The organism is Oleiphilus sp. HI0128 (genome assembly GCF_001635365.1).
This window is the reverse complement of record NZ_LWGG01001624.1, coordinates 1-620: the sequence shown is the minus strand read 5'-3', so window position 1 is coordinate 620 and position 620 is coordinate 1. Positions and strand designations below refer to the sequence as shown.

Annotated in this window: 1 protein-coding gene; it reads left to right on the top strand. The window is 46.9% G+C overall.

The features are described from left to right. A partial coding sequence (locus A3763_RS26425) for a sulfite exporter TauE/SafE family protein (protein WP_156495357.1) occupies positions 1-283 on the top strand: 283 nt, incomplete at its 5' end. Positions 284-620: the final 337 nt, after the last annotated feature.

Genomic DNA, 620 nt, shown 5'->3' with positions numbered 1-620 from the left:
AGGCCTGTTCGTTACCTTGTGGCTGGTGCTTTGGTATGGCTTGGAGTACCAGCGAGCGGTTGCCTATACCTTGATTTTGGTGGGATTGTTTTGGAATGGTGTGGGGGCGCTTACGCTGGCCTTACAGACCGAGGTTAAGTGGTCGTGGGTACTTCCTTTGGTTTTGGGGGCTTTAGCTGGAGGCTACCTTGGAGCGCATCTATCGATCGCCAAAGGAAATAAAATTGTTAAGCGCTGTTTTGAAGTAGTGACCATTTTGGTTGGGGTGTCTTTGCTGGTTTAGAGACAGATACTCATCTGCCAGCAAACAAACTTGTCTAGGTCGCAGGCCGCTCCGTGACCTCTGTGGTGAGTGCTTATCTGGGTTTCGTTCTTTAAGAGATCAAACACTTGAACCACAGAGAACACCGAGCGCTTCGCTGCACAGAGAAGACATGGAGAAAAACATTTTTAGTTTTTATCTCTTCTCTGTGTAGGCCGAAGGCCTCTCTGTACCCTCTGTGGTTAATGGTTTTTTGGGTTTAGTTCTTTAAGAGATCAAACACTTGAACCACCGAGAACTTCGCTGCACAGAGGTTATGATCAATCAAGCAATCCCAAACTGTGATCTATATGCAGAA